The sequence below is a fragment of the Chitinophaga caeni genome (genome assembly GCF_002557795.1).
Lineage (GTDB): Bacteria > Bacteroidota > Bacteroidia > Chitinophagales > Chitinophagaceae > Chitinophaga > Chitinophaga caeni.
In genome coordinates this window covers 3,254,633-3,267,825 of record NZ_CP023777.1, presented here as the reverse complement: position 1 = coordinate 3,267,825, position 13,193 = coordinate 3,254,633, and the positions used below count along the sequence as shown (strand labels likewise).

The following is a 13,193-nucleotide window of genomic DNA, read 5'->3' as shown; positions in this document are numbered from 1 at the left end:
GTGATGGCCAATTTATGCCCTTTTTTCGTGCTTTTTTGGGTAAACAAAAAAGTACAAGAAACGAGCAGATGAACATCGAATCGAACTATTGAGGGATCAAATTGCTCCCCGGTTAAAATTTAGTCGGACAATAATGATTATTAGAAATATGAAATAACAATGAATTATAAAAACAACGGATATATTTAACAATTTTCCGTAACCCAGCCGTTCAGACTTGTTCAAGGTTTATAAAGCTAAACTGACAATTAAAAAATTTACGCTTAGTATTCAATAAGCGAGCCTCCATTTCACGTTGTAAAATGGAGGCTCGCTTATAAAAAAAATTATCACTAGCTGGTAAGAAGCTTAACTTTACAAGCTAGAAGGAAAATTATATGGCATCCAAGTAGGATATTTGCTGAGCCTAGCTTTCACATCAGAGGATATAGGAATCCCCCATGCTTCGAAAAATGGCGCGATGTTCTTACCTGTTACTTCCGAGAAAGTACTGGCCCACAAGTCCCTTTTAGCTTCATCTCCCTTTACGTATGAACCTTCCGGATCAGCTGCCGCCAGGGCCTGGTATTTGCGGAAAAACGATTTAAAAGATTCCCAGCCAAATGCTTCTTGCAATTGGCGGAACATGACCAGGCCAAGGAAAGGATTGCTTTTCCAATCATCATAATTTGCCCCTTTCGTAAAATATTCGCGCATCATTTTCTGGGTCGTTTCATTTGAAATGCCACTGTGTGCGCCATCACGACCACCCAGCAAACGATCAAACATGTATAGCGAGAAGAAATTGCAACTTACCTCTGTAGTGCCGCCAAATACCCAATCCAAGTTCTGCATATTATGCCCGATCTCGTGGAAGAAACCCCAGTTGGCTCCCCCTTTGCTCGGTATTAATAACTTGGTGGGATCCGCGATAATATCTGCCGATAACAAGCCGCGGGAAGGCGAATGGTGAATCATGATAGGGTAACCACTATGCATAAAACCGCCACCGATATGTTCATCGATTACCATTCTTTGCGGGCGGTAAAATGGTAAAGGAATTTGTGCCAGCTCCATCTCTCCTTTTATAATTAAATCCCAGATCGACATCACCTTTGCAGGGTCAGCCAGGTTTTCCACGATGCCGCGGGGCACGGTTAGGATAATATTGCTTGTCGTCAATTCCACCCATGGAGCCTTGGAACGTTGCAATTGACCAGCCCAATCTTCAGCAGTAGTTTTGCCATAAACATATACGGCTGCTTCCGTAGCGCCGCCAATCTTGATATCTCCCGACCAATCTCCTTCCTTGGGATTACTAGCGATATAAATTAAGCCGCCGAAAGGGGAAGCCATTTGGAACTTCCGCTTGGTAACCTTCATCTTTTTCACGATCAATGGCATCCTCCTCCAATCTTCTTTACCTGCGACCCAATAACCCAAGTTATCGGAATGCGAGCCGATTTGAATAGAGATTTCCTTACCTACTAAAGATGCCGGCAGCTCGATGCTGATAGGTTTACCGGCAAATGCATACAGCCCGGTAGTATAAAGATTGTCATTCCATGGTCCCGAATACCTCAACCTGGAAACGATCGGCACTAAATCATCGGCTATCTTCCGATGGTCGATATGCACCACTTTATTAATGACGGCAGCCCCTTCTCCAACCGCGCCGGGGTAATAAGCAGCCGAAGCTTGCGCTTTAATTTTCTTTACATCCGTTTCCTTGGCTTGTGCCTCGCACCATTCCAGGATTTCCTTGCGGAGCTCTACCCTATCTTTTTTCAAAGTTTGTTGCGGGGTGATAACGAAGTTTGCCAAGGTATCTTGTTGTTTGGATTTCCTTTGTGCATGGACCAATACGGTGCCTACCAATAGAATACCGGCAACGAGTGTGAGTCTTTTCATAAAAAGTAGCGTATAGATTGATTGATATATTCTTTTCTCTGCCCAACAAAATAATTTGAAAGACATTGCTATCATAGCAACTGGGTATAACCGGTTATTTCAATATGAGAAAAGGTCGAGAAAAATTATAAGCGTACAAATGACACCCGTAATAATTCAGCTGCGCATAATGATGAAGCCAGGGTATAACAATCCCCACAAATAATTCGTAATCAATTTATTATAAACTTCAAATAGATCAACATGAACTGTTCCGTACAAATTATATTGCCCGCAGCTGGAAAATGACTGGTATAAATGAAATATTTGGTAGAAAAATTGTTATAAGATAGCGACCCCGGTTACATGCAAAGCTGAATCAATATTTAAATAAGATTATAAACTGTAAATGCAACAAAGTATGCTTCAAAAATTATATACCGCCCATGCTACTGCGACAGGCGGAAGGGATGGACATGTTAGTTCTAGTGACAGCATTCTGAATCTTGATGTTAGGGTACCGAAAGAAATGGGTGGTAACGGTGGCGCTTATACGAACCCCGAACAACTGTTTGCCGCGGGTTATGCTGCTTGCTTCGACAGCGCGTTGAACCACGTTACCAGGATGCAGAAAATAAAAACCGGCACAACAAAGGTAACCGCTTCCGTGAGCATCGGTAAAATCGATAACGGGGGATTTGGCTTATCTGTTGAGCTGGAAGCTGAGATACCGGGCATAGAGCAGGATTTGGCCGAAGAACTCGTTGCAAAGGCACACCAGGTTTGTCCCTATTCTAACGCAACACGCGGAAATATAGCGGTCAAACTGGTCGTAAAAGTAGCGTAACGTTATACCGGCCAATTCTATTACCTATTGAATCTAACAGAAAAAACTAAACGATGAAAGCAACAAAAATTGTATTGGCATCCAGACCTAAAGGTATGCCAACAGCAGCAAATTTCAGGTTTGAAGATTTTGAAATACCCAGCTTAAATGAGGGTGAATTATTGCTTCAACCATTATATATCAGTGTTGACCCGTACATGAGGGGCAGGATGAACGATGCTAAATCTTATGTTCCGCCATACGAAGTAAATGAGCCTATCTCCGGTGGTATTGTAGCCAAGGTGCTGGAATCTAAGAGTGAGCATATCGATAATGGGGATACCGTACTAGGTATGTTGCCTTGGTGTAATTACATTATCACGCATGAAAAGATGGTAAAAAAATTAGATGATAATGGCGTACCTCCAAGTTATTATCTCGGGATACTGGGAATGCCGGGGCTGACAGCATATTTTGGTTTAATGGATATCTGCAAACCCAAAGCGGGAGAAACCGTGGTGGTCTCCGGGGCTGCCGGCGCAGTGGGAACTATCGTAGGACAAATAGCCAAGATCCAAGGTTGTAACGTGATCGGCATTGCCGGCTCGGATGAGAAGGCCAGCATGCTCAAAGATGATTTTGGTTACGACCAGGTCATCAATTACAAAACGACTACCGACATGGGGCAGGCTATCGCGGAAGCGGCCACAAACGGCGTGGATATTTATTTTGATAACGTCGGGGGTGATATAACTGACGCGGTCATCGTGAATATCAATTTTCATGCGAGGATCGCTCTTTGTGGCCAAATATCATTATACAATGAGACGGGCGTTAGCAATGGTCCCAGGATTTTACCCATGATCTTAACGCGGAGCGCCCTGATAAAGGGATTCATAGTGAGCGATTACCAGGAACGTTTCGGTGAAGCATACCAGCAATTAGGTACCTGGGTCAAAGAAGGTAAGTTAGTGTATACGGAAACGATTGTTGAAGGGTTCGAAAAGCTACCCGATGCCTTCCTCGGCTTATTCAGCGGCCAGAACCAGGGCAAGATGCTGGTAAAAATTTAACAAGGCAACCTGGCAATACCTGGTATCACGATGGGTTGCCTCGAAGACTACCCATCGTGATATTGAAGATTATATCGTATCAAGAAATATGAACAGGAAATAGAAAATTATTCCTCAATCAATATTCCCATCTTGCCAACCTGGAAATCCCTCATCGCTTCCAAGATCGCGGTTTCCGTATGCATGACATACGGTCCATGGGCTACTACCTTCTCATGGATGGGTAGCCCCGATGCAAAAAACAAGCTGGCATCGCGGCTCACTTCGAATTGGATGCCCTCTCCATCCTGTTTGAATACAACTGTATTCCATGGCCCTACTTCTTCACCGCTCGTAAATTTCAAGGCCCCATCCAGGATGTACAGAAAAGCTTGGTGATCCCTTGGAAAGTCCCATGCTAATTTGGCCCCGGCTTTAGCTGATATCATGGCAGTATTGACAGGGGTAACCGTAGGAATCGCGCCCTTGGTTCCCAGGATATCACCGCTTACGACCCTGATCGTAGCTAAACCATCTTCCGTCTTGACAGTTGGCGTAGCGTCGGCATCTAAAGAAAAGTAAGAAGGTTGATCCATTTTATGGGCTATCGGTACATTTACCCACAATTGTATCATCTCCTGTTCACCCCCGATTTCCTGGATATCCGCCGGGGGGCGTTCACTATGGATGATGCCCATGCCTGCATTTAACCACTGCGTGCCACCTTCGTAAACCGTGTTATTATTTCCCCGGCTATCCCGGTGGTGAACGCCGCCTTTATAAACGAATGTTACGGGGGAGAAGCCCCTGTGAGGATGTGGAGGCACACCTGCATGCCTGGGTGAAACGTAGGCCGGCACTTTCATTTGCAGGTGATGCAAGAGTAAAAATGGATCGATCCGATCCTGGTGTGCCGTAGGAAAACCTTGCCATACCGGTACACCGTCCATATCTTTCAGGCTGGCAAGTACTATAGCCTGTATGTTTCGCAAGCTCATAAAAAACTCCTGAACAGTTTACGATTAAGTATCCTGCTTGTCTTTATTCATATAAAAACTCAATGCTCCAGATGGGCATTTTTTTACCTGCTCAATCAAAGCATCCGTTGATGCAGCATCTATTTTAATCCATGGCCGCTCCCTCGGTTGAAAAACCTGCGGAAGGCCCCTAGCGCAAATGCCGGTATGTTGGCAGATCTTAGGTTGCCAAACGATGGTCACCTCACCATTAGTATATTCAAACTTCGTTTCCATCCAAGATTAATTTAGTAATTATTTTATTGCTTCCTTCCAAGGCTTTATGAACGGGGCAAGCGTTTGCAATGTTCAACATCCTTTGCAACTGCTCACCGGTAAAATCTCCTTTCACCGTAATATTGCAAGTAAAGATCGGCTTCAAGTTAGGTGTGGCGGTTCTCTCTACCTCTGCACTGATTCCTCCCACCGGCCATTCTTTCCTATTGACATACATCTTCAGCGTCGCAACGGTGCAAGCGCCCAGGGCAGCGCAAAGCAACTCCATAGATGCGGGCCCGGTATCACCACCGCCAACTTTTGCCGGTTCATCTAGTAATATTTCATGTTGCCGCATTACGGCATTCATTTCGAAATCTGTATTCCCTAAAGTGACGGTTGCATTCATAACGTTTACAAAGAATTTTTAAATTTCTGGAATTCAACGCGCAGCTCATTAAATAAGCGGTTGAACCATTCCATGTCTTCTTTCATCTTTTGATGCCAAATCTCGACTTCTGATTCTTTAGCGGAATTTTCACTCATAACCTTGTCGGCTTTAACTACTTCCGCTAATTTCTCATTGATAACTTCTTTCTGCCGGATCAGTGAATTTTGTAAGTGCTCTACTTCCTTTTTTTGATCTTCCGATTGCGCGTCTTTTACCAATATAAGCAATTCTTCGTTCATAGATTTCACCTCTTTCTCACTTAAGAGTAAATTCTGTTTCCATTCTTGATGCAATTGGTGCGCTTCATTAAAATTAACGGGCATGACTAAACGTATTTAAATAATGTTATAGATTGATTCCATGTGCGAGTAAACGTTTCCAATCTGGATGCCTCCGGAGATAGCTGGCTACATAAGGGCATAAGGGCACCAGTTTGAGCCCCCTTTCTTCAACTATATGCAGCACTTTCTCTACCAATATAGCGGCTACGCCTTTGCCTTCCAAAGCCGGCGGCACCTCCGTATGAGTCAAAAAAATCCTGTCCCCGGTGATTTTATATTCGATTTTCGCGATCTTATTATCAATGCGCATTTCGAATTGGTTTGCGAGTTCATTATCCGTTACCGGAATTTGCTTCAAATCCATTAGCTTGAAATTTAACGATGATACTTAATAACCTGGGGAATGTTTCAAAAGGGTACAGATTGCACACTACTCCAGCATGCTTAACACAAAGTTAAGCAAAATAGTTGCAAGTTTATGTTAAATAGCTGTTTACACCTGGGGACAAAACTTATATACATTTAAATAATATTAAGGTATGCTGAGACCCGGTTAATTTCTCCCGTTTCGCCCCCGGCCAATTAAATTGATATCCGTCAGTTACTAAAAAGTGAAAACCCCTACCTTTGTCCGCATGAATAAAAGTTTAAGCCAAAGGGATCAAGCAGTAATATGGCATCCGTACACGCAGCATCAAACAGCCCCGGCCCCCATCGGAATTACGAGGGGCGAGGGAGCTTTGCTGTTTGATGAAGCGGGGAATGAATATATCGATGCCACCTCCAGTTGGTGGGTAAATATTCACGGTCATTCACATCCGCATATTGCTAAAAAACTAGCCGGGCAAGCTAATACCTTGCAGCATTGCATCTTCGCCGGTTATACCCACGAACCCGCGGTGCAACTAGCTGAGCGGCTGCTACCGATTTTGCCTGGCCAACAGGCAAGGGTATTTTATTCGGATAATGGCTCTACAGCGGTAGAAGTGGCGATCAAGATGGCGATTCAATACTGGAATAATACCGGGCAAAAACGTAATAAAATTATTGCTTTCCACCATGCTTATCACGGCGATACTTTCGGCGCCATGAGCGTAAGTGCCCGTAGCGTTTTCACCAAGGCTTTCGACCCTTATTTATTCGATGTCATATTTATCGATACTCCCAATCACGGGAATATCGCCGGGCTAAAACAACAGGTAAAAGAACTTGCCGGGCAAAGCATCGCTTTTATCTACGAACCGCTGGTTCAAGGTGCGGGAGGAATGCTAATGTATAGCGCTTCTCTGATGGACGAGCTGTTAACTATTTGCAAAGAGCAAGGTCTACTGCTCATTGCCGATGAAATCATGACCGGGTTCGGAAGAACCGGTAGAAACTTCGCCAGCGAGTATATGCGCACGGAACCGGATATCGTTTGCCTTTCAAAAGGACTTACCGGAGGGGCGATGGCGCTGGGTGTCACGACATGCACCCAGGCCGTTTATGGGGCCTTCCTTTCAGACGATGCCTTAAAAACCTTGTTCCACGGGCATTCTTTCACTGCAAATCCCCTGGCCTGTAGCGTTGCTTTAGCCAGCCTGGATATATTTTTGGAACCGGCTTGCCGGGAAAACAGGCTCAGGATACAACAGCAGCATCTCAACTTCAAGACCAGGTTAGAGCAATGCAATGAGGTTAAGCAGGTACGTATGCTGGGAACAATTATGGCCTTCGAGGTCGTGAGCCCCGGGGAAGATAATTACATCAACGGCTTGGCTAACTTATTACATACTTATTTTAAAAATAAACGTATCATGCTACGCCCATTGGGAAATACATTGTATATCTTGCCCCCTTATTGTATCACCAACGAGCAACTCGGCAAAGTATACCAAGCCATCCTGGACCTGGTGTCTGAATTAGCGCAAGGCGCCATAATGACAAAATGATCATAAATAGGCGCCAAAACAACTTTTTCAGCAGATTTTAATTATGTAAATGCTTAAAACAATAGTAGTTTTACGCCGTTTTGAAAAAATAATGTATGGCAGAAAATTACAGCCAATGGAAAGCAATGTTGGCGATATCGAAGGCAAGCATCAGGGCCATCTTTAGGAGTCCTTCCGCCGTGGTATTCAGCTTGGCTTTCCCTTTGGTGTTCATCTTGGTTTTTGGCTTTATCGGCGGTAAGTCCAGTTCGGTAAAAGTGGGTATCGATGCTACTTCTAATTTAGAAAACCCTGTTTACATGGGTTTGCTGAGAAATAAAACGATGAAGCTGCTCACCGGGAAGCCGGCTGACCAGCTGGAAGCTGATCTCCAGAGAGGTAAGATTGCCGCCATTATGAAAATTGATGCCAAGTCCGACAGTGGTACTTATAAAGTACATGTCAAAACCTCTACAGCAGCCGGGGCCAGCTATACCTTTTTCATGACCGAGCTTGCTGAAACCATAAATAAAATAGACCTTTCTACCCATCCGAGGCCTTCTATAGCCAAAATTGAATCGATCACGGTTCCGGGGAGAAAGTATAAGACCATCGATTTCATTTTACCGGGTCAACTGGGTTTTTCCCTTTTAAGTGCGGCGGTTTTCGGGACGGCCTTTTTATTCTTCAGCCTAAGGCAAACACTGGTTTTAAAAAGATTCTTTGCTACGCCTATTAAACGGTCGTACATTATACTAGGTGAAGGCTTGAGCCGCTTGGTATTCCAATTATTCGGATCAATTATCATCATCGGGATCGGTTATTTCGGGTTTGGCTTTACGCTCATCCACGGCTTTGCCACCTTTTTGGAGATGTTGTTTTTATCGGTCCTGGGTTTGCTCGTTTTCATGGGATTCGGGTTTATTGTAAGTGGAATAGCGAAAAACGAGAGCACGATACCACCCTTTGCTAATATCGTTACCCTACCCCAGTTTTTATTGGCAGGCACCTTCTTCCCTGTCGAGGATTTTCCCAATTGGTTACAACCGGTATGTAAGGCGATGCCCCTGACTTACCTCAACGATGCGATGCGGCAAGTGGCATTCGAGGGCTTGCATATCTGGGATGTTTGGCCACAAATCGGGGTTTTATTACTTTGGGGATGCATCGCTTACGGTATCGCCGTGAAAGTATTCCGCTGGGAATAAAATGTAAATTCAAAAGAATAGCTTAACTTTTACCCGGCAACCGGGTGCATTTTGCCTTTATCGAGGTAAACCTAAAAATTCTATCTATGCAAGGCTTATATATTTTACTGGGCGCCTTACTCCTAGTAATATTAGGTTTATTTATTTACGCGATGTTCCTCCCGAACCTCGTGAAAGTAGAACGAAGCCGTACCATCCCCTCCTCACAAGAACAGTTATTCGAGAAGATAAACGACCTTAAATCCTGGCCTTCATGGAGCCCATGGTTCGCGCTGGATCCGGGTATGCTCACCAAGTTCAGCGAAATATCACATGGAGCCGGGGCGCATTATACCTGGGAAAGTAAAAACCAGCATGTTGGGAAAGGATCGGTTACCATCCTGGAATCCAAACCTTACACGTTGATTATCACCCAAGTAAAATTCGTGGGACGCCGGGAATCCAAAAGTATGTTCAGGCTAGAAGCCATGGAAGGCAACCAGGTTAAAACGCGCGTTACCTGGACACTTGAATCCAATCTCGGGCAAAACCCGGTTAGCCGCATCTTCGGTAGGATGATGGATAAATTCGTTGGCCCGGATTTCGAAAAAGGCTTACAACGTTTAGAAGAAGTTACAACAAGTTAGAATTATTACCACTATATGCGAATCATTAAACTATTCATTTCCAGCTTATTAATTTTCGGGATACTGCTATTTTTAATATCCCTGCTATTTCCGTCCACGGCTAGTTCAGAAAGATCGGGAAGCATCAATGCCCCGATGAACGTAGTTATGGAACAAGTATCGGATCTTAAAAACTGGCATAATTGGAATCCCTGGAGCCCGGGGTTCGATGAAAAATCCGGCCTGGAATTAATCAGTATGTCAGCACCCAGCAAGGGCGTCGGTGCGCATTTTGAATACAAGAATCCCGCAAATGGTGAAATGGGTAAAGTAACCATCACGAAAAGTACCGCTACGGAATTGGAATACGGTGTTACTTTCGAAGGACGCAAGCCGATGAAGGGTATTATACAAATTAAACCTACTGTAGATCAAAAAGGAACGGCGATCCGCTGGGTGTTGGAAATGCACGTAGGCTTATTGCCCTGGTGGAAAATCCGCGGGTTCGTGATGGATCGTTTATACGGCCCCTACATCGAGCGAGGTTTGAACCATCTTGACAAAGTCTGCTCGGGACAATAATTTTATTCCATCAGCATAAGCCGGACAAAGGCATAAATAATTAAAGCAGGTCTACCCGGCCTGCTTTAATTATTGCTACTATCTCCCCCTATTGAATATTTTTAGGGGAGTACCCGTAATATTTCTTGAAGGCATGAGAAAAATGGGTAAGATCTTCGAAACCGAGGTCTAAATAAATGTCAGAGGATGATTTACCCTTTTTTGTAAGCAAGTAATATGCCTCTTCCAATCTTTTTTGTTGCAACCATTTCCGGGGAGGGCTATGAAAGATTTTCGAGAAATCCCTTTTAAACGTAGCTAAGCTCCTACCCGTCAGATAAGCAAAACGATCCAAGTTCACGTTAAAGTGATAATTCTGCATCATGAATGCTTCTAAATCGATTTTGAACGGATCGGAAAAATCAAATAATACATCCTTTAACCCGGGGTAAGATTGTAATAACAACAGTATGCCCTCGTTGATTTTCACCTTTACAAATTCGATATCCCCCAGGTATCCGGCTTCGCCGTAAGCAAGTAATGATTGTATATAAATTTCCAATGAATGGCTTTTCCCCAGGTCCCATACCGCCGGATTGTGCGTGGCTTCCCCGGCCTGAATACCGTGCAACAGGCTGAAATCTTTTAAGGACTGTTGATCGAGGTAAATGCTGATGGACTTAAATTGCCCGTCAACAGGCGGATACTTCATAAATTTCAGTAATTGATTCCTCCTGATAAAGCGGAAAGAACCCTTGGCAGATGGATACTCCCGCTGCCCATCATCCAAGATTAGGGAGCCATCAATTTGAAAACTTAGGGTATGCTCGGGAACAAATTGTTCTCCATCCTTATTCACGTTATGATAACATGAGTAAGTGATCCCCGGAATCGTTTCTTTTATCTTTCCTCCTTCCATTGAAACAATCATTTACATTGAAGCATTCTTGCAGCAATTACCATCATTAAATCTCCTGCAATCCTTTGAATTTACTTGATAAATTTAGCCCATTATATTTCAATTCCTTTCTGGGCAAGAAATTTTTTCCCTTCTTCCGTATCATAGAATTTTGCAGCATCATCGTCATCCGTTGAAAGACTAACATCCAACCATTTTTCAAGTTCTGCCTTCCTGTCCAGGTCCGCTTTTTGCAAAATGGCGATGGCTTCGCTACCTAAAACGAGGTGCATGGGAGGTTCGGGATGATCGGCAAGATTTATTATAACTTTAGCCGCTTTCCGCGGATCGCCTAGCGGATGGAATTTGCCGCTACTGAGAAATTCTTTAGTAGCTTCCACCGTATTGTCATAACCTTCTACATACGGCGCAAAAGTCATGGAAGCGCCAGCCCAATCCGTTTTAAATCCACCCGGCTCAATCGAAGTTACCATGATCCCGAGATGTGCAACTTCTTTTCTCAATGCTTCCGAAAATCCTGCCAACCCGAATTTGGCCGCCTGGTAAATGCTTAAGCTAGCATTTCCGACCCTGCCGCCAACGGAACTGATTTGCAATATCCTCCCCGAGCCTTGTTTTCTCATGATCGGCAAAACTTTCCGGGTGATTTCTATCGGCGCCCATAAATTAATGTTCAATTGACTATTCACCTGTTCATCGGTAAAGGCTTCCGCGGCGCCGGTAATTCCGAAGCCGGCATTATTGACCAAAACGTCGATCCGGCCAAAATGTTTATATGCTTTTTCTACCGCATCCGCTATCTGCAATGAGTCACTAACATCGAGATCGATCAATAGCACTTGTGCAGGATACATCCCGGGTAAGCCAGCCAAGCTACCGGTATTTCTAGCGGTAGCCACCACTTTATCGCCGTTATCTAAAACTGCTTCCAAGATACGTTTACCTAAACCCCTGGAGCTCCCGGTAATAAACCAAACTTTTTCCATAATTGTAATTTTTTGTTACAACAAAGTTCCTATAGAATTAGGAAATCCATTTGGCTGTATAGCTCTATTTACTTTGTTAAATAGCTCATATCCAACAAGCAGTTCCTATATATATTCAATAGTGAAGCAATAGTTACAAGCGTATATGTAGAACCGTATTAGCCTTCTCTCATCATTTTAATAGGAATAAAAAAATATTGATTAGAAGGGTAACAAAGTTTCAACTACGGTGATCTAGTATAAATCAATCAACAATTGGCGACTGCCGAAAAGCCAAAATAAAGTAGGCATCACTAAAACTATGTAATATGAAACACTTATTGAAAAGCATTACCGGGATTGCACTTTGTATAACTATATTTTCTGCTTGCAGTAAAAACGATCAACCGGCGCCCGACTCTTCTTCCGTTTCTTCTACCAAGGAATTCATCGAGCAGCTGGGGCCGCAGATACAACAATTTAATATGAATTCAAATGAATTGCCCAAAACCATTACGCTGGAGAGCGGTATGAAAATTACCATCCCTAGCGGTACTTTCAGGAAAGACGGTGCCGAATACAACGGGGCATTCAGCGTGGAAGTGATGGAGTTCATGGATCGTGCGAGCATGGTTGCAGGTGGACTGAACACACTTGAAATCAACGGTAACTTATTAGAATCTCAAGGTTCATTTTACTTTAATGCTACCGCCGGCGGCGTTAACCTCGATCCTAATCTTGCGAAAGGAATCGAAGTAGAACTCCCAGCTAAAGGTGCTGATTTTACGGTGATTTGGGCAGGCAAGGATACAGCGCAACAGTTTGCCTGGGGGCAACCCAATAACAGGTTGAACTTACCCATAGAGATGAAAGCAGAAGACGATAAGTTCATTTTCAGCTTCGGTGATTTAGGTTGGGTGAATTGCGACATCTTTTATCAATATGCCAACCCCAAAACTACCGTGACCGTTGAAGTACAAAATAATCCCGGCACGATGGCAACCTTTAGGGCAGCGGCTGGAGAGACATATGTTTACTTTATCGCGAAAAATGCGAACGTGGTAGCGCAACTTTATACAAGTGCCGGTACAAATACGGTGAAGAGTTATGACAACTCTATGCCAATCGGTGAAGAAGGAACATTAATGTCATTCAGTATTAAAGACGGCAATTTTTACCTTGCCAAGAAAGAAATTACGATATCTGCCGATCAAAGTGAAATACTAGTGTTACAACCTTCAACACAAGAAGCCATTCAAGCTGCGATCGATGCATTAAACTAATTCAATTCTTTAGTTAGGTATAGGTTTAACC

General features: G+C 43.8%; 15 protein-coding genes. 7 read left to right on the top strand and 8 right to left on the bottom strand.

Annotated elements, in window-relative coordinates; all coding sequences use genetic code 11:
- Positions 1-354: 354 nt before the first annotated feature.
- Positions 355-1,890: a M60 family metallopeptidase gene (locus tag COR50_RS13755; RefSeq protein ID WP_157760839.1), complete on the bottom strand. Its 1,536-nt coding sequence runs from the start codon at positions 1,888-1,890 to the stop codon at positions 355-357.
- Between the two features lie 400 nt (positions 1,891-2,290).
- Here COR50_RS13755 and COR50_RS13750 point away from each other — a divergent pair, with 400 nt between their 5' ends.
- The gene (locus COR50_RS13750) at positions 2,291-2,716 is read left to right on the top strand and encodes an organic hydroperoxide resistance protein (protein WP_098196240.1); all 426 of its coding nucleotides are present in this window, start codon (positions 2,291-2,293) and stop codon (positions 2,714-2,716) included.
- A gap of 53 nt (positions 2,717-2,769) precedes the next feature.
- On the top strand, positions 2,770-3,768 hold the full coding sequence (locus tag COR50_RS13745) for an NADP-dependent oxidoreductase (RefSeq protein WP_098194517.1): 999 nt from the start codon (positions 2,770-2,772) through the stop codon (positions 3,766-3,768).
- Between the two features lie 107 nt (positions 3,769-3,875).
- On the opposite strand, the gene COR50_RS13740 is transcribed toward COR50_RS13745, so the two are convergent.
- Genes COR50_RS13740 through COR50_RS13720 form a run of 5 tightly spaced genes read right to left on the bottom strand, consistent with a single transcriptional unit; the run spans position 3,876 to position 6,075 of the window.
- Complete coding sequence (locus COR50_RS13740) at positions 3,876-4,745, bottom strand: pirin family protein (protein WP_098194516.1); 870 nt, start codon at positions 4,743-4,745, stop codon at positions 3,876-3,878.
- Positions 4,746-4,769: 24 nt separating this feature from the next.
- Positions 4,770-5,000: a (4Fe-4S)-binding protein gene (locus COR50_RS13735; RefSeq protein WP_098194515.1), complete on the bottom strand. Its 231-nt coding sequence runs from the start codon at positions 4,998-5,000 to the stop codon at positions 4,770-4,772.
- On the bottom strand, positions 4,984-5,388 hold the full coding sequence (locus tag COR50_RS13730) for an OsmC family protein (RefSeq protein WP_098194514.1): 405 nt from the start codon (positions 5,386-5,388) through the stop codon (positions 4,984-4,986). The genes COR50_RS13735 and COR50_RS13730 overlap by 17 nt, the downstream gene beginning before the upstream one ends.
- Before the next feature lie 5 nt (positions 5,389-5,393).
- Complete coding sequence (locus COR50_RS13725) at positions 5,394-5,753, bottom strand: hypothetical protein (RefSeq protein WP_098194513.1); 360 nt, start codon at positions 5,751-5,753, stop codon at positions 5,394-5,396.
- A 22-nt stretch (positions 5,754-5,775) separates the two neighbouring features.
- Positions 5,776-6,075, bottom strand: a complete 300-nt coding sequence (locus tag COR50_RS13720) for a GNAT family N-acetyltransferase (protein ID WP_098194512.1) — start codon at positions 6,073-6,075, stop codon at positions 5,776-5,778.
- Between the two features lie 271 nt (positions 6,076-6,346).
- Between COR50_RS13720 and bioA the strand changes: the two genes are divergently transcribed.
- The 4 genes from bioA to COR50_RS13700 all read left to right on the top strand — a co-directional run bounded on the left by bioA (position 6,347) and on the right by COR50_RS13700 (position 10,016).
- Entirely contained in the window at positions 6,347-7,642 is a 1,296-nt protein-coding gene (gene bioA / locus COR50_RS13715; protein WP_098194511.1) for an adenosylmethionine--8-amino-7-oxononanoate transaminase, read from the top strand.
- A gap of 95 nt (positions 7,643-7,737) precedes the next feature.
- Positions 7,738-8,829 carry an ABC transporter permease gene (locus COR50_RS13710; RefSeq protein ID WP_098194510.1) on the top strand — a complete coding sequence of 364 codons (1,092 nt, stop codon included), beginning with the start codon at positions 7,738-7,740 and terminating at the stop codon, positions 8,827-8,829.
- A gap of 86 nt (positions 8,830-8,915) precedes the next feature.
- Positions 8,916-9,455, top strand: a complete 540-nt coding sequence (locus COR50_RS13705) for an SRPBCC family protein (protein WP_098194509.1) — start codon at positions 8,916-8,918, stop codon at positions 9,453-9,455.
- Positions 9,456-9,470: 15 nt separating this feature from the next.
- The gene (locus COR50_RS13700) at positions 9,471-10,016 is read left to right on the top strand and encodes an SRPBCC family protein (protein ID WP_098194508.1); all 546 of its coding nucleotides are present in this window, start codon (positions 9,471-9,473) and stop codon (positions 10,014-10,016) included.
- A gap of 88 nt (positions 10,017-10,104) precedes the next feature.
- On the opposite strand, the gene COR50_RS13695 is transcribed toward COR50_RS13700, so the two are convergent.
- Together COR50_RS13695 and COR50_RS13690 are read right to left on the bottom strand one after the other, a co-directional pair.
- Positions 10,105-10,914 (bottom strand): helix-turn-helix domain-containing protein, encoded by an 810-nt coding sequence (locus COR50_RS13695; RefSeq protein ID WP_098194507.1) that lies wholly within the window; start codon positions 10,912-10,914, stop codon positions 10,105-10,107.
- Positions 10,915-11,006: 92 nt separating this feature from the next.
- The gene (locus tag COR50_RS13690; protein WP_098194506.1) at positions 11,007-11,900 is read right to left on the bottom strand and encodes an SDR family NAD(P)-dependent oxidoreductase; all 894 of its coding nucleotides are present in this window, start codon (positions 11,898-11,900) and stop codon (positions 11,007-11,009) included.
- A 308-nt stretch (positions 11,901-12,208) separates the two neighbouring features.
- On the opposite strand from COR50_RS13690, the gene COR50_RS13685 reads away from it, so the two are divergent.
- Positions 12,209-13,162, top strand: a complete 954-nt coding sequence (locus COR50_RS13685; RefSeq protein WP_098194505.1) for a hypothetical protein — start codon at positions 12,209-12,211, stop codon at positions 13,160-13,162.
- The last annotated feature ends 31 nt before the right edge of the window (positions 13,163-13,193 follow it).